Source organism: Bacillus sp. Medicinal_06, from assembly GCF_056711665.1.
Genome location: NZ_JBWYHD010000005.1, coordinates 87,661 through 104,449, shown reverse-complemented (window position 1 = coordinate 104,449; position 16,789 = coordinate 87,661). Strand labels below are relative to the sequence as shown.

At 35.5% G+C, this 16,789-nt stretch carries 12 protein-coding genes; 10 read left to right on the top strand and 2 right to left on the bottom strand.

What is annotated here, in order from left to right; all coding sequences use genetic code 11:
* The first annotated feature begins 65 nt into the window (after positions 1-65).
* Complete coding sequence (locus tag AC1M36_RS13375) at positions 66-734, top strand: nucleoside/nucleotide kinase family protein (RefSeq protein ID WP_336451914.1); 669 nt, start codon at positions 66-68, stop codon at positions 732-734.
* 170 nt (positions 735-904) lie between these two features.
* On the opposite strand, the gene pyrH is transcribed toward AC1M36_RS13375, so the two are convergent.
* On the bottom strand, positions 905-1,648 hold the full coding sequence (gene pyrH, locus AC1M36_RS13370) for a UMP kinase (protein ID WP_336451915.1): 744 nt from the start codon (positions 1,646-1,648) through the stop codon (positions 905-907).
* 670 nt (positions 1,649-2,318) lie between these two features.
* On the opposite strand from pyrH, the gene AC1M36_RS13365 reads away from it, so the two are divergent.
* From AC1M36_RS13365 to AC1M36_RS13340, 6 genes are all read left to right on the top strand, one after another.
* The gene (locus tag AC1M36_RS13365; RefSeq protein ID WP_336451916.1) at positions 2,319-3,590 is read left to right on the top strand and encodes a cation:dicarboxylate symporter family transporter; all 1,272 of its coding nucleotides are present in this window, start codon (positions 2,319-2,321) and stop codon (positions 3,588-3,590) included.
* Positions 3,591-3,610: 20 nt separating this feature from the next.
* A complete protein-coding gene (gene aspA / locus AC1M36_RS13360; protein WP_336451917.1) occupies positions 3,611-5,053 on the top strand; it encodes an aspartate ammonia-lyase in 1,443 nt (480 codons plus the stop codon).
* 52 nt (positions 5,054-5,105) lie between these two features.
* Positions 5,106-6,839, top strand: a complete 1,734-nt coding sequence (malS, locus tag AC1M36_RS13355; RefSeq protein ID WP_431612905.1) for an oxaloacetate-decarboxylating malate dehydrogenase — start codon at positions 5,106-5,108, stop codon at positions 6,837-6,839.
* 76 nt (positions 6,840-6,915) lie between these two features.
* A complete protein-coding gene (locus AC1M36_RS13350) occupies positions 6,916-8,226 on the top strand; it encodes an ATP-binding protein (RefSeq protein WP_336451918.1) in 1,311 nt (436 codons plus the stop codon).
* Positions 8,227-8,230: 4 nt separating this feature from the next.
* Entirely contained in the window at positions 8,231-9,163 is a 933-nt protein-coding gene (locus AC1M36_RS13345; protein WP_336451919.1) for a response regulator, read from the top strand.
* Between the two features lie 130 nt (positions 9,164-9,293).
* Entirely contained in the window at positions 9,294-9,932 is a 639-nt protein-coding gene (locus AC1M36_RS13340) for a LysE family translocator (protein WP_336451920.1), read from the top strand.
* Positions 9,933-10,063: 131 nt separating this feature from the next.
* Here AC1M36_RS13340 and AC1M36_RS13335 read toward each other — a convergent pair whose 3' ends face one another.
* The gene (locus AC1M36_RS13335) at positions 10,064-10,561 is read right to left on the bottom strand and encodes a YndM family protein (RefSeq protein WP_336451921.1); all 498 of its coding nucleotides are present in this window, start codon (positions 10,559-10,561) and stop codon (positions 10,064-10,066) included.
* Positions 10,562-11,093: 532 nt separating this feature from the next.
* Here AC1M36_RS13335 and AC1M36_RS13330 point away from each other — a divergent pair.
* From AC1M36_RS13330 to AC1M36_RS13320, 3 genes are all read left to right on the top strand, one after another.
* Positions 11,094-11,414, top strand: coding sequence for a WGxxGxxG family protein (locus tag AC1M36_RS13330; RefSeq protein WP_431612891.1), 321 nt, complete (start codon positions 11,094-11,096; stop codon positions 11,412-11,414).
* 316 nt (positions 11,415-11,730) lie between these two features.
* Positions 11,731-13,404, top strand: a complete 1,674-nt coding sequence (locus AC1M36_RS13325; protein WP_336451923.1) for a ribonuclease J — start codon at positions 11,731-11,733, stop codon at positions 13,402-13,404.
* Positions 13,405-13,562: 158 nt separating this feature from the next.
* Positions 13,563-16,778, top strand: a complete 3,216-nt coding sequence (locus tag AC1M36_RS13320) for an SNF2 helicase associated domain-containing protein (protein WP_336451924.1) — start codon at positions 13,563-13,565, stop codon at positions 16,776-16,778.
* Positions 16,779-16,789: the final 11 nt, after the last annotated feature.

Here is a 16,789-nt window from a genome sequence, read left to right as displayed (position 1 = left end):
ATCGTATTTTTTCATTAAAATATTCTTTGAAGGATAAATAGAGCTGTTTGAAGGAGGATTGGAATTTGAATCGTCAAATTACTATTCGTGAGATTGTAGAGCGCATACTCATGTTTAAACTAGACCATCCATTAAGAGTCGGTGTTGGTGGTATAACAGCATCTGGGAAAACAACATTTGCAAATGAGCTACAAAAAGAAATTCATCTGCAAGGAAGAAAAGTTGTTCGGGCGAGTATAGATCATTTTCACAATCCAAGGGCAATTAGATATTCACAAGGCAAAGAATCAGCTAAAGGATATTATGAAGATGCTCATGATTATAGATCATTTGCTGAGCGATTATTGATTCCGTTAGGACCTGCTGGAGATATGCGATATATGATGAAATCACATGATCTAGAAACGGATATGTATATGAAAACAGACCCTATAATCGCTTCAAAAGATACGATATTTATAATAGATGGTACTTTTTTATTTAAAAAAGAGCTTCAACATTTATTCGATTATAAAATATTTGTAGAAACAGATTTTGAAATCGCGAGAGAACGTGGTTCGAGTCGAGAAGCGAGAGCCTTTGGGAGTAAGGAGAAGGCAGAGGAAATGTTTTTACAAAGATATCATGCGGCTTGTCATATGTATATGGAAGAGCACGCGCCAAAGCAATGTGCAGATGTAGTTTTTCTAAATAATGATATTGAAGATCCGAGGGTTATATTTCCGAATTTGTGATTTTAGCAATAGTATTGGTAGCAGTTAACATAAGAGTATTTCATGAATTATGGATAATAGGGACGTTATTCTTTTACATGCCGTTACGATACTACTTTTTAGAAAGTGTATAGGTGTGCTGAAATATCACACCTATAACACAGTATTGTATTCGAGTTATTTTTGAAAAATTAATTTTCTTCTACGAGTTCTGATAACTCATGATTAATTAGCGTACCAATATGCTCACCTAAACATATTTTTTTCATAACTCCTGGTTCATCGAAGTTAAAAACATGAGCTGGTAAATGATAGTCACGAGCAAGTAATAAGGCTGATTGGTCCATCACTTTGATGTTGTTTCGAACAACATCATTATAATTTAAATGACGATACATTTTTGCTGATTTATTTCGTTTCGGATCACTTGTGAAAACACCATCTACACCTTGTTTTGCGACCAAAATCGCATCGCTATTCATTTCAATTGCGCGCTGGACACTTGGGTAATCTGTTGTAACGAATGGTTGCCCGTTTCCCCCGCCAAAGATGACAATATGCCCTTTTTCTAAATGGTGAACGGCTCGCAAACGAATATAGGGCTCTGCCACTGCTGTAAACGGAATAGATGTCATAACGCGCACTTCTTTATTTGTCTTGCTTGTGAGTACGCCTCGTAGCATTAAACTATTCATAATTGTACCTAATGTTCCTATATTATCTGCTTCAACGCGATCAATTCCCCATTCCTCAGCTAAATTGCCTCTGAAAATGTTCCCCCCGCCAACGACAAGAGAAACTTCAATACCTAAATCGACAATTGATAAAATCTCAGTTGCGATATGTTCTAAACGTTTGGAACCAAAACTATTTCCATCTTGATCAGCGAGAGCACCGCCGCTGAGTTTAATTAAAACACGATTGTAGGGTTTCAATATCATCTCTCCTTATTTAAAGTAAAGTTTTTATCCCGCATTAACGGGCAGTAATACTCCCACCTCAAAATTCGGCGAAAGCAAAGAAGGTAGGTGGGAGATAAACTGCCCGTAACCGCCCGATTGGTGAGGGCTAATAATCAGTGGGGGAGGAAGAAAACCTCCACTGATTAAAGTTTCACTTTATCAGTGGAGTCCGTAACCATCACCGAGAATTAGTCTTCATCATATTAGGTTCTTATAGGTAGTTTATTCCTGACCTAATTGCTTTGCTAATGTGGCATTTTTCTGTATGTTACAAGCATATCAAGTTGCAATAAAAAAGGAGCAGAGGCGAATGCCTTTGCTCCTTTACAAGAAAGTAAAATAGAAAAGGAAGAGTTATAATGAAATCTTTCTTACGATTCTTCATAATATCCACTCCTTTTCATCTTATTTATGTTCGAATAAACTTATCTTTTAGATTATACAAAGAAATCAGATATTTTATCAATGTTATTTTAACTTTTTTATCGTCAAAGGGTGTCAATGAATAATTAAAGAAAAAAATTCGAATTTTTTGTGACGAACATGTAGGTTTTTGTCTGATTTTGTAGGTTTGCTTATATCATGTGGATAAGCTTTTATAAATACAAATTGAAAGCGTTCGCATGAAGGGGATGAAAAACATATGAAAAAATTCGGATTGGCAGCACAAATTTTTGTTGCACTTGTTTTAGGGATTGTAGTAGGGGCAATCTTTTATGGCAATAAAACAGCGATTTCTTATATCACACCAATTGGGGATATATTTATTCATTTAATCAAAATGATTGTTGTGCCTATTGTTATTTCAGCACTGATTGTTGCAGTCGCTGGTGTAGGGGATATGAAGAAACTTGGAAAACTAGGTGGTAAGACAATCCTCTATTTTGAAATTATCACAACAATTGCGATTTTAATGGGATTAGTTGCAGCAAACGTGTTCCAACCAGGAACTGGCGTTGATATGAATAATTTACAGCAAAGTGATATTTCATCATACAAAGAAACAGCTGATACAACGCAGAAAAAAGGTTTTGCAGAAACAATTGTTCATATTGTACCAACGAATGTAATTCAATCAATGGCACAGGGTGATCTATTGCCAATTATCTTCTTCTCCGTTTTATTTGGCTTAGGAGTTGCGGCAATTGGTGAAAAAGGAAGGCCTGTATTTAACTTTTTTGAAGGTGTACTTGAAGCGATGTTTTGGGTTACAAACCAAGTAATGAAATTCGCTCCGTTTGGCGTATTTGCGTTGATTGCAGTTACCGTTGCAAAATTTGGTGTAGCAACACTACTTCCTTTAGGAAAATTAGTGCTAGCTGTGTATGTAACTGTTATACTATTCGTTATTGTTGTATTAGGTATTAATGCACGAATGGTAGGAGTAAATATCTTTACATTAATGAAAATTTTAAAAGAAGAACTTATTCTTTCATTTACAACAGCAAGTTCAGAAGCGGTTTTACCTAATATAATGAGAAAAATGGAAGAGTTCGGTTGTCCGAAGGCGGTTGCCTCTTTCGTTATTCCGACAGGTTACACATTTAACTTAACAGGATCGGCGATTTATCAAGCATTAGCGGCACTATTCGTCGCACAAATGTATGGTGTGCATATGTCGCTCACACAGCAAGTTACGTTATTATTCGTTTTAATGTTAACGTCAAAAGGAATGGCTGGAGTTCCAGGTGCTTCATTTGTGGTTGTCCTTGCAACATTAGGTTCGATGGGATTACCGCTTGAAGGAATTGCTTTAATTGCTGGTATCGACCGTGTTTTAGATATGATCCGTTCATCTGTTAACGTTTTAGGAAATGCATTAGCGGCTATTGTTATGTCGAAATGGGAAGGTGAATTCGATCAGGAGAAGGCAAAACAATATGTAGAAACAGTCAAACAAACAGAAGTAGCTTAAGAAATAGATAAGGAGTGGTAATGGTGGCAACATTAACTGAAACTACCAAAAATGTACGAATTGAAAAAGATTTTTTAGGTGAAAAAGAAGTACCAATGCATGCTTATTATGGAGTTCAAACAATGCGTGCTGTAGAGAACTTCCCAATTACAGGCTATAAAATTCATGATGGTCTAATTAAAGCATTTGCGATTGTGAAGAAAGCAGCAGCACTTGCGAACGTAGATGTAGGAAGATTGGAATTGAAAAAAGGTGGTGCTATTGCCGAAGCTGCACAAGAAATTCTTGAAGGGAAATGGCATGATCACTTCATCGTCGATCCAATACAAGGCGGTGCAGGAACTTCTATGAACATGAATGCAAATGAAGTCATTGCCAATCGTGCTCTTGAATTATTAGAGATGGAAAAGGGAGACTATCACTATATTAGTCCAAATAGCCACGTGAATATGGCACAATCAACAAATGATGCATTTCCAACAGCAATTCACATTGCGACATTAAATGCACTAGAAGTGTTATTGCAAACAATGGGCTATATGCATGATGTATTTGAATTAAAAGCAGAGCAATTTGACCATGTGATTAAAATGGGGCGCACACATTTACAAGACGCTGTACCAATTCGTCTTGGACAAGAATTTAAAGCGTATGCTCGTGTGCTTGAACGCGATATAAAACGAATTAAGCAATCTCGTCAACATTTATATGAAGTTAACATGGGGGCAACAGCAGTTGGTACAGGATTAAATGCAGATCCAGAGTACATTGAAGCAGTAGTGAAACATTTAGCTTCAATTAGTGAGTTACCTCTTGTTGGAGCGGAAGATTTAGTAGATGCAACGCAAAATACGGATGCGTATACTGAAGTATCAGCAGCGCTGAAAGTATGTATGATGAACATGTCTAAAATTGCAAATGATCTTCGTTTAATGGCATCAGGTCCGCGTGTTGGATTAGCAGAAATTATGCTTCCAGCTCGTCAACCAGGTTCATCTATTATGCCAGGGAAAGTAAACCCTGTTATGCCAGAAGTGATTAACCAGATTGCGTTCCAAGTAATCGGAAATGATCATACGATTTGTCTTGCTTCAGAAGCTGGTCAATTAGAACTAAACGTTATGGAGCCAGTACTTGTCTTTAACTTACTTCAATCCATTAGCATTATGAATAACGGTTTCCGTGCCTTTACAGATAATTGTCTAAAAGGAATTGAAGCAAATGAAGGACACTTGAAAGAATATGTTGAGAAAAGTGTAGGAATTATTACAGCTGTGAATCCTCATATTGGTTATGAAGCAGCGGCTCGTGTTGCAAAAGAGGCGATTGCAACTGGACAATCTGTTAGAGAACTTTGTGTGAAAAATGGTGTATTATCACAAGAAGAATTAGATTTAATTTTAGATCCATATGAAATGACACATCCGGGGATTGCGGGAGCAACTCTTCTAAAGAAAAACTAAAAGAAGAGGGGACATTCCCCTCTTTTTTGTTTACAATATAGAAATGGCATAGATAAATAAAGGTAGGGATGGTATGAGTAAATTTACGGTTTCCTCTAATGGTGCATTAGAAACAACATTAAGAGGAGTAGAAGTATTAGCAACGCCAATTTTAAATAAGGGTGTCGCTTTTACAGAAGAAGAACGAGAAGAACTAGGATTAAAAGGGTTATTACCGCCAGCGGTATTAACATTAGATGAACAAGCACGCCGTGCATATGAACAATTTAGTTCACAGCCAGATGACTTATTAAAGAATGTATATTTAACAGCACTTCATGATCGAAATGAAGTATTATTTTATCGTTTATTGACAGATCATTTACGAGAAATGCTTCCAATTGTGTATACGCCAACTGTTGGGGTAGCGATTCAAAGGTATAGTCATGAGTATCGTAAACCACGTGGAGTTTATTTATCCATTAATGATCCTTCTGGTATAGAAGAAGCGTTCTCTAATATTGGTGCAACGGCTGACAATGTAGATTTAGTCGTTGTAACAGATGGTGAAGGAATATTAGGAATTGGTGACTGGGGCGTTGGTGGTATTAATATCGCCATTGGAAAACTAGCTGTTTATACGGCAGCAGTTGGAATCGATCCTAGTCGTGTATTACCTGTAATTTTAGATGTAGGAACAAACCGAGAGGATTTATTAAATAACCCGTTTTATATCGGAAATCGTCATCCACGTATAACAGGTGAAGCCTATGATACGTTTATTGATACATTCGTAAAAGCTGTATGTAATAAGTTTCCGAAAGCGTTACTACATTGGGAAGACTTTAGTTCACGTAATGCACGTAGAATTTTAGATAAATACCGTAATGATGTATGTACATTTAATGATGATATTCAAGGAACAGGTGCCGTTTCACTTGCTGCTGTATTATCAGCAGTGAAAGCTTCTAGTGTTCCTTTATGTGAACATCGCGTTGTTGTATTTGGTGCTGGAACAGCCGGAATTGGAATTGCAGATCAAGTGCGAGATGCGATGGTTCGTGCGGGCTTGTCAGAGAAAGAAGCAAACGAGCGATTTTGGTGTATTGACCGCAATGGTTTACTTACAGATAGCATGAAAGATCTTCTTGATTTCCAGGTTCCATACGCACGTAAGGAATCTGAAGTAAACGAATGGAAGCATGGGGACATGATTGGGCTTGCAGAAGTTGTGAAACATGTAAGACCAACAATTTTAATTGGTACATCAACAGTTGCTGGTGCCTTTACAGAGGAAATTGTAAAGGAAATGGCTTCTCATGTAGAAAGACCAATTATTTTACCAATGTCTAATCCAACGCCACTTGCAGAAGCAAAGCCGGTTGATTTGATAACTTGGACAGAAGGCAGAGCGCTTGTAGCAACTGGAAGTCCATTTGAGCCAGTTACGTATGATGGTGTAACATATGTAATTGGACAATCAAATAATGCCCTTATCTTCCCGGGGCTCGGTCTTGGAACAATTGTCGTTCGTGCGAGTGTAATGACAGATGGTATGTTTGCAGCAGCAGCAGAAGCAGTAGCAAGCATGGTAGATACAAGTCAGCCAGGAGCACCTATTCTTCCAGAAGTAGAAGAACTGCGTAACATTTCAGAGATAGTAGCGATTGAAGTAGCCAAAGCAGCAGTTGCTGAAGGGGTTGCTCGTAAGGAACTCGGTGATAACGATATCAGAAAAGCTGTGAAAGAAGCAATGTGGCAGCCTGTATATCGAGAAGTAAAAGCAGCTAAACAGGTAACACTATAGAAATAAAGCCCGTTTATATAAAATAAGCGGGCTTTCCTTGTTCATTTTTTGAAAAATTATATTTCATAAATAGGAAGTGGCATCTTTGAATTGGAATCAATTGTGGAAGAAAGATATGTCCCTTTTAATTATTTTAGTGTTAATTGTTCCAATAGCAGGAGAATTAAATTTTCATCCGTTTAATGATACATTTCGTGTGAGTTTTGGAACACCAATCTTTTTCTTTTTGTTACTATTTTTACGGAAAATACCAGGTGCTATAGCGGGTTTACTCGTTGGGCTATCTGTTGCCATATTTCGAATTAGCCTGGATTGGATGATGCAAGGGAACTTTGATTTAGCAGAGTCTTTTTATTTGCGTTATCCAGTTTTCTTTTATTATTTTATTTATGGAAGTTTGTTCTCATTATGTAGAGTAAATAAATTTCATCAAAAACCATTCATCATAGGATGTTTTGGTATTTCAATTGAAATTATATCGAGTATGTCGGAACTTGCTTTTAATCATTTTTTGATACTTGGTACAACGATCGCGGTTTCAGAAGTAAATAAACTGATTATTATTGCTGTTTTTCGAAGTTTCTTTGCCCTTGGATTTTTAAATATGATGAGTTTATATGAAACGAAATTAAAAGAAGCACAAGTTCGAAAAGAAAATGAAAAGATGTTGATGCATCTTTCTAATTTATATGTGGAATCTGTTCATTTAAAAAAGACACTTCAAAATGCAGAATTAATTACACAAGAAGCATATCAATTATATCGAAATTTACAAGCTAGTAATGATGCAAGTAGCATAGAAATACATAGTAAAAAAGTACTGAAAATTGCTGGGGAAGTACACGAAATTAAAAAAGATAATCAAAGGATTTTTGCAGGATTATCAAAGCTTCTATTAGATAAAAATCTTTCTGAATACATAGAAGGGCATGAATTAGCAGAAATGATTGTCAGGATAAATGAGAAGTACGCTCAGCTATTAGGGAAAGAGATAACATTTTCTAAAAGTATAGAAGGTGAACACAATGAGTACCATGTGTACACTGTATTGTCCATTTTAAATAATTTAGTTGCAAATGCTGTAGAGGCAATAGAGGGTGTTGGTGTAATTGTAATACATGCCAACAAGCAAGAAGAAAATGTAATATTCGAAGTAATAGATAATGGTCCTGGTATTGCACCAAAATATAAAGAGTTAGTATTTAAGCCGGGATTTACTTCGAAGTATGATCAAACAGGGACACCATCAACGGGAATAGGCTTGTCCTATATAAAAGAGATGGTTGCAGAACTAGGAGGAGAAGTGAACCTTCAGGACGGAGAAAATGAAAGAGGATGTAAATTTGTCGTACGTTTACCTGTGTCTAGTTTAACAAGGGGAGGGTGATAGAATGTTTTATTACATCGTAGATGATGATGAAGTCTTCCGCTCTATGCTATCACAAATTATTGAAGATGAGGATCTCGGAGAAGTGGTAGGAGAAGCGGAAGATGGTGCTTTTGTTGAAGCGGCTCAGCTAAATTTTAAGAAGGTAGATATTTTATTTATTGATTTATTAATGCCAATTCGGGATGGAATTGAAACAGTACGTCATATTCTACCGACGTTTACAGGAAAAGTGATTATGATTTCTCAAGTTGAATCGAAACAATTAATTGGAGAAGCTTATTCTTTGGGTGTTGAATATTATATTACAAAACCATTGAATAAAATTGAGGTTGTATCTGTTGTACGAAAGGTGATGGAACGTATTCGATTAGAACGATCAATACAGGATATTCAAAAATCATTGAATAACGTCTTCCAATGGGAACAACCACAAGTTCGAAATGAACCCGTGAAAGAAGAGAAAAAAATAGCGGACTCAGGTCGTTATTTATTATCGGAACTCGGAATCGCTGGAGAGAATGGAAGTAAAGATTTACTGAGTATGCTGGAATATTTATTAGGCCAAGAAAAAGAAAAAACATTTGAATATGGCTTTCCAGCACTGAAAGACATTTTTCACTATATTACGGTCAAAAAATTAGGAGGGACGGCTTCAGAAGCAGAAATTGATAAAGAAAGAAAGGCTTCAGAACAAAGAGTACGTCGAGCGATTTATCAATCTTTGAACCATCTAGCTTCCCTTGGTTTAACAGATTTTTCGAATCCGAAGTTTGAAAGCTATGCGCCGAAGTTTTTTGATTTTACCATTGTTCGTAAGCGTATGACAGAAATGACGAAAGAAGAGCTAACAACATCAGGGCATATAAGAATTAATACGAAAAAGTTTATTCAAGTGTTGTATTTTGAGGCGAAGAGATTAATGGAGATAGAATAGAGGATGCTTCTAAATGAGCATCCTCTTTTTATATGTAAAATTCTGAATTTTTGTTGTTTTATGGTAATAAAAGGGTATAATTGAATGTAAATTTGTTTTGGAATACATATATAAGGATGTGAAATGAAAAATGATAAGTACCATTTTTAGTTACTTGTTGCTGGGGATTTCTCTATCAGCGCCTGTCGGACCAATCAATGTTGCTCAAATTAATAAAGGAATAAAAAATGGCTTTTTAAGTGCATGGCTTGTTGGAGTAGGAGCAATGTCAGCAGATGTTATTATGATGCTTTTAATTTATTTCGGGGTTTCTGTCTATTTAACAACCCCTGTTGCGAAGTTGATCATTTGGATATTTGGTTTCTTTACGCTGTTGTATCTTGGATACGAAAGTATAAAAGATGCTTCTAAGCAGGTCGAGAGTAAAGGGAATGAAGAAAGAGAACATCCAATGAAATCATTTGTTTCAGGCTTTTTAATTGCAATCTCTAACCCGCTTAATATTGTATTTTGGATTGGAATTTATGGAGCAGTTTTGACAAGTGCAATTGGCACTGTAGGTAAAGAAAAAGCGCTATTATATAGCATTACAATATTTGTTGGGATTATGATTTGGGATTTATTTATGGCGACTTCCATTCATTTTGGCAGAAGGTTTGTAAATAACCGTATAATGAAATGGATTTCTATTTTTGCGGGAATTGTTTTAGTTGGGTTTGGGCTGTATTTTGGATATGAAGCAATTAAAGGAATTGGGGATCTCATATAAGAGAGAGTTGCATTGTGAGGTTGTATTAAATTTTATAAATGACTTGATAAAAGAGAGTATTTATACAAAAACAATGTTCTTTTAAAAAATATAATTGGATCATGCCGTTTGGGGATGATCCAATTATGTTTTTATTTTAATGTATCATTTGTATCTTCCACTTTTTTAGGTGAATGCACTTTTGGTATTTTAGAATGATCCACATATTCATCTGAAAACTCCATAGCATACTTGTCATGATGATGTATGTTAGATGACGTGCGTAAATCTCCATCTTCATGCAAAACCATTCTTTTCATATAAATATGAAAAAATATCTCTACTATACCAATGAGAAGAGCCGCCCAAAAGGAGGATGCTGTAATATTACGAGTTAGATCTATATTTGTAAGAAGATAAGTTAATACCCAGATTCCTAAAAAACTTAACCCAAAATCTACAATTGTCGCAACCGTATTTCCATACTTAGGTAAAATAAACAAATCTCCTATTAAATAGGCCGCTCCTGTAATTACTAAAGAAATAAACAATATCCTAGGGATTGAGATATCTTGAAAAATACCTAATATCATAAGTAGTACAGCACTAACTGCAGTATATTTAATTAATAAGGCCACAACATGTTTCATTAGTGTCCCTCCATTTTTTTACTTTGTAAGTAAGGATAAAATATTTATCAACATACTCTATATTAGGTTGTGTTGATACTAAAAAAAAATACAGGAAATTATCAACATAAAATCGATGCAATAACCTCATGACAGATTGGTTTTATCTTCATTAAGAACAGCTGATTTATCCCGCTACTTTAGGGCAATAATACTCCCACCTCAAAATTCGGCAGGAGCAATGTCCAGCTCTAGCGTCCTGCGATTCTGAGTGAGCCGCTTCCGCTTTTCTAAAGAAGTTAGGTGGGAGACAAACTGCCCGTAACGGCCCGATTGGTGAGGGCTAATAATCAGTGGGGGATGAAGAACCCCCCCCACTGATTAAAGTTTCACTTTATCATGGTTTGTTTAATTTCACTGTATTTGTTCGTTTTTTAGTGATGAGGATTCAAGATATTTATCATATTTTTTAAACGAAGCGGTTTTATATAGCCTTGAACGAATAATACCTAAATAAGCTGGAGACATTACTAATTATGAAAGGAGGGTAAACATGAAAAAATTATCATCTATTTTAGGAGCATTAGTGTTAGCTATTATGGTTTTTGGTACAAATGTCCATGCTGAATACGATGGCAATAACATGAATCGAATTAATAATAATGACATCACGAATAGAGTTAATGACAATAACATGAACAGAGTTAATGACAATAACATGAACAGAGTTAATAATGATATTAGAACTCGAAATGTAAATACAACAAATGATTTGAATAATGATCGTGATAATCGTAATAATTGGGCATGGCTTGGTTTATTAGGACTAGTAGGTTTATTTGGTCTTAGAAGAAGAGAAAAAGAAACACGTTAATGCAGAACATTGTATGTAATTTTAACAGATACTTATTGATTAAAAAGAATGGAAAAAGCAAAAAATAAAAACCGTCTTTAATAAGGCGGTTTTTTAATTTCTAAAATTAATAATTATATGGAAGAAAACCCCCACTGATTAAAGTTTCACTTTATATAAATAGTGAAGCTAAGGAAAAACATGTTTTATAACATAAGGAAAAAATATGTATTCGGCTATAAATCAGAATAATCTTTAGTTGGATGGGTTAATCATAAAAAAAGCATTCCATATTTCTTCGAATATATTTAAATGTTTTCCAAAAGGAGGATTAATTTTGAGCACAGTAGAAAATACACTATCCATTTTTGCTTTAGGTGGAGTAAATGAAATAGGGAAAAATATGTATGCCATACAATATTCAAACGATATTGTGGTAATTGATTGTGGTTCTAAGTTTCCAGATGAAAGTTTATTAGGAATTGATCTAATTATCCCGGATATTACATACCTGCAAGAAAACAAGGATAAAATTCGAGGTTTAGTTGTTACACATGGACACGAAGATCATATTGGAGGCATACCTTATCTATTAAAGCAATTAAATGTACCAATCTATGCAACAAAATTAACAATCGGTTTAATCGGTATTAAATTAAAAGAACATGGGCTTCAAAGTTTGACGCAACTATTTGTTATTGATTCTGAATCGGTTATTGAGTTTGGTTCAATTAGTTTGACATTTTTTAAAACGAATCATAGTATTCCTGACTGTCTTGGTATTGCTTTTCATACACCAGAAGGTACTGTAGTACATACAGGCGACTTCAAATTTGATTTGACGCCTGTAAATAATCAATATCCAGATATTCATAAAATGGCTAAAATTGGAAGTGGTGGCGTTTTAGCCTTACTCTCTGAAAGTACGAATGCAGAACGTCCTGGATTTACTCCATCAGAACGATCTGTCGGTGAGCGCATTGAAGAAGCGTTCATCAAAGCTCGTAGAAAAGTCATTATTTCTACCTTTGCTTCTAATGTGAATCGTGTACAGCAAGTGGTAGATGCAGCTGTAAAAACGAATAGAAAGCTTGCTTTGCTTGGGAGGAGTATGGTAAATGTGGTGTCTGTTGCTCTAGAACAAGGTTATTTGAATATTCCTGAGGGAATGTTAATAGAAGCGAATGAGATCAATCAAATGGATCCAGAAAGGGTAGCTATTCTTTGCACTGGAAGTCAAGGTGAACCTATGGCTGCTTTATCACGTTTAGCCAGTGGAAACTATCGACAGGTAGATATCCTATCTGAAGATACTGTTATTTTAGCTGCAACTCCTATCCCAGGAAATGAACGTAATGTTTCACGTATTATAGATAATTTATTTTTATTGGGAGCCAATGTGATTTATGGATCGGGCAGTTCAACGGGAATGCATGTTTCCGGACATGCCTATCAAGAAGAATTAAAATTAATGCTTACTTTAATGAAACCTAAATATTTCATTCCTATTCATGGTGAATTTAGAATGTTACATCATCACAGTCTATTAGCAGCATCCGTTGGCGTTAAGAAAGAGAATATTTATATTATTCGTAATGGTGATGTTGTTGACATAAAGAACCAAGTCGCTTGGAACTCCAGACGAATACCTGCAGGGAATGTATATGTAGATGGATTGGGCATTGGAGATGTTGGAAACGCTATTTTACGCGATCGTAAACAGCTTTCTGAAGATGGTATGCTTGTGATAGTGATCACTCTTAGTAAAACAGAAGGAAAAATTATTTCTGGTCCGGATACGATTTCTCGTGGATTTGTATATGTTCGTGATTCGGAAGAATTTTTGCAGAGCATTAACCAACTAGTTGTAACAACCATTAATAACTTACAAAAAGAAAACGTGAGTAGGTGGAATGTTCTTAAAAAAGAAATAAAAGAAGTACTTGGACAGTTTGTATACTCACATACAAAAAGAAAACCGATGATTCTTCCTATAATAATTGAAGTTTAAACTGACTGTTTTAAATAATTGCTGTTTGATATTACTGTGTATACATGTAAAATGTTATATAAGAGCAGATAAAAACATTAGAAATGCTTGTATTCTAATGTTTTTTTTATATAACGTTAAGAAAGATGAATTTTTATTTTTAGGGAAGGGTCAAAATAATGAGCTTTGCATTAAATAAAACAATAATTAAACGATTATGTGGAGAAACCTCATATAAAAAAGGTGAGATCTATTATAAGACAAACAAAGTTGATATTACGAATTATGATGCTCAGAGAAATATTTGCGAGGCAACAGTGAAAGGAAACGGAGATTTTTATGTCAAGATAGAAACCGCTAATAATGGTGATATTGTTGGGGAATGCACCTGTCCTTCACTAGCTTCTTTTCATACATACTGTCAACATATTGCAGCTGCATTACTATATATAAATAATTTTCAACAAAGTGGTGGGTCATTAGAAGCTAGTTCAAAAGAGGATTCCATGAACGCTAGAGATGAGCAACTAGCGAATGGTATGTTGAATATATTTGATGAAAAGCCGCTGCGACCTAAAAGCAAGCAACATAGATTTGATACGCGAAAAATACTTGATGTGGAATTCATTTGTACTCCAGTTGCTTCAAAAAATGGGGGAACGTTGTTTGGGATTCAGGTAAGGCTGGAGAATTTATATCCTGTCTATAAAATTAGAGAGTTTCTTAATAGAATCGAACAAAGAGAGCCTTTTATATGTTCAAATGATTTTACGTATACACCAGAAGTCTACAGCTTTCAACAAGAAACAGATGCTGTTATTCAACTGCTGATTCAAATGTATCGGAATGAAAAAATGTATGTAGAATCGTTGCAAATGAGCGCTGAACAAAATGAAAGTATGATCTTAATTCCACCAGCTTCTTGGAAGGAAATGCTTTCTCTGCTTTCTAGTACTTCATTTGTAAGGCTATATTATGATGGGAAATCATTTCATGGTGTCCATGTCTCAAAAGGGTTACTACCCTTAGATTTTGAGTTCAATAAAGGTACAAATGGAGGGTATACACTTCAGATTGATGGATTACAACAAGTTCAAGTAATGGATACATATGGTTATGCTCTTTTTGAAGGGAAGCTATATCATTTAAACATGGAAGATTGTAATCGACTCATTGAATTAAAAAGAATGATGAATCGTTCTCGTAGTAATCAATTTCATATTCCTGCTGAGAAAATGGAGCATTTTGTAGCGAAGGTAGTACCAGGTTTAATGAAGCTAGGAAATGTTCGAATTGATGAGGTTATATCAGAGCGTATGGAAACACCTCCTTTGAAAGCAAAACTATTTTTAGACCGAGTTAAAAATCGCTTATTAGCAGGACTAGAATTTCAATATGGAAATGTGGTTATCAATCCGTTAGAAGAGGATGGACAACCTTCCGTCTTCAATCGCGATGAGAAAAAAGAACGAGAAATTGTAGAAATGATGAATGAAAGTGCCTTTGCGAAGACTGAGGGCGGTTATTTTATGCACAATGAAGAAGCGGAATATAATTTCTTATATCATGTTGTTCCGAAATTGAAAGGTTTACTGGAGATTTATGCAACTACAGCAATCAAGTTGCGAATTCATAGGGGGAATAGCGCGCCTATTATAAGGGTACGGCGTAAAGAACGCATTGATTGGTTATCATTCCGTTTTGATATAAAGGGAATACCAGAGGCTGAGATTAAAGGTGTACTAGCAGCACTTGAGGAAAAACGTAAATATTACCGATTAGCGAGTGGTTCGTTGTTATCGCTAGAGAGCGATGAATTTAATGAAGTTAACCAGTTTATAAAGGAATCGAGTATTCGCAAGGAATTTCTAAAAGGAGAAGAAGTGAATGTACCCCTCATGCGCAGTGTGAAATGGATGAATTCACTTGAAGAAGGGAATGTTCTAAGTTTAGATCAATCGGTTCAAGAATTAATGGAAAACATTCGGAATCCTAAAAATCTGAAATTTGCTGTACCAGACAGTTTGGTCACAGTACTTAGAGAATATCAAAAAGATGGATTCGAATGGATGAAAACACTTGCACATTATCGTTTTGGCGGTATTCTAGCAGATGATATGGGACTCGGTAAAACGCTGCAAAGCATTACTTTTATCGCTTCTGTTTTACCTGAAATTCGAGAGAAAAAACTACCTGTACTAGTTGTATCACCATCTTCTTTAGTTTATAACTGGCTCAGTGAGTTGAAAAAATTCACTCCAAATATACGAGCTGTTATTGTAGATGGAAATCAGGCGGAGCGCCGAAAGATTTTAAAAGATACTACAAAGTATGACGTCATTATTACGTCATATCCTTTATTACGAAGAGATGTAAGGCTATATGCTCAGCCGTTTCATACGTTATTTTTTGATGAGGCACAAGCGTTTAAAAATCATATGACGCAAACCGCAAAGGCAGTGAAAACGATTCAAGCAGAGTATCGTTTTGCGCTAACGGGAACTCCGGTAGAAAATGCTTTAGAGGAACTTTGGTCTATTTTCAATGTAGTATTTCCAGAATTGCTTCCGGGAAGAAAAGAGTTTGGAGATTTAAGACGTGAAAGTATAGCAAAGCGGGTGAAGCCGTTCGTATTACGTCGTTTGAAAGAAGATGTCTTAAAAGAATTACCTGAGAAGATTGATCACTTACAGTCTTCGGAATTACTTCCAGAGCAGAAAAAATTATATGCAGCTTATTTGGCGAAGTTGAGGGAAGAAACGTTAAAACATTTAGATAAAGATACGTTGCGTAAAAATAAAATTAGAATCTTAGCTGGTTTGACGAGACTTCGGCAAGTTTGTTGTCACCCAGGTTTGTTTGTGGACGGCTACAAGGGGAGTTCAGCTAAATTTGAACAACTTCTTGAAATTATAGAGGAATGTAGAAGTACGGGGAAGAGAATCCTTATATTTTCTCAATTTACGAAGATGCTTGCTATTATTGGACGCGAATTGAACCGTCAAGCTGTACCGTATTTTTATTTAGATGGGAATACGCCATCTTCTGAGCGTGTTGCACTATGCAATCGATTTAACGAGGGAGAAGGTGATTTATTCCTTATTTCTTTAAAGGCTGGTGGCACGGGACTAAATTTAACTGGTGCTGATACTGTTATACTATATGATTTATGGTGGAATCCTGCGGTCGAACAGCAAGCGGCAGATCGGGCTTATCGAATGGGTCAAAAGAATACTGTGCAAGTAATCAAATTAGTAGCACATGGCACGATTGAAGAAAAAATGAATGAGTTACAAGAGAGCAAGAAGAATTTAATTGCAGAAGTGATTGAGCCAGGACAAGAAAAATTCTCTTCTATTACGGAAGAAGAGATTAGAGAAATTCTTATGATTTAACATAAGAGAAA